General features: G+C 55.0%; 1 rRNA gene. It reads left to right on the top strand.

Going from position 1 to position 487, the window contains the following annotated elements:
- A 23S ribosomal RNA gene (locus M3148_RS18505) occupies positions 1 to 487 on the top strand; the annotation flags it as partial.

The following is a 487-nucleotide window of genomic DNA, read 5'->3' on the forward strand; positions in this document are numbered from 1 at the left end:
CAGCTAAGGTCCCAAAGTCATGGTTAAGTGGGAAACGATGTGGGAAGGCCCAGACAGCCAGGATGTTGGCTTAGAAGCAGCCATCATTTAAAGAAAGCGTAATAGCTCACTGGTCGAGTCGGCCTGCGCGGAAGATGTAACGGGGCTAAACCATGCACCGAAGCTGCGGAAGCGACGCTTATGCGTTGTTGGGTAGGGGAGCGTTCTGTAAGCCTGTGAAGGTGTGCTGTGAGGCATGCTGGAGGTATCAGAAGTGCGACTGCTGACATAAGTAACGATAAAGCGGGTGAAAAGCCCGCTCGCCGGAAGACCAAGGGTTCCTGTCCAACGTTAATCGGGGCAGGGTGAGTCGACCCCTAAGGCGAGGCCGAAAGGCGTAGTCGATGGGAAACAGGTTAATATTCCTGTACTTGGGTGTTACTGCGAAGGGGGGACGGAGAAGGCTATGTTGGCCGGGCGACGGTTGTCCCGGTTTAAGCGTGTAGGC

The organism is Georgenia satyanarayanai (assembly GCF_023715365.1).
GTDB classification, from domain to species: Bacteria; Actinomycetota; Actinomycetes; order Actinomycetales; family Actinomycetaceae; genus Oceanitalea; species Oceanitalea satyanarayanai_B.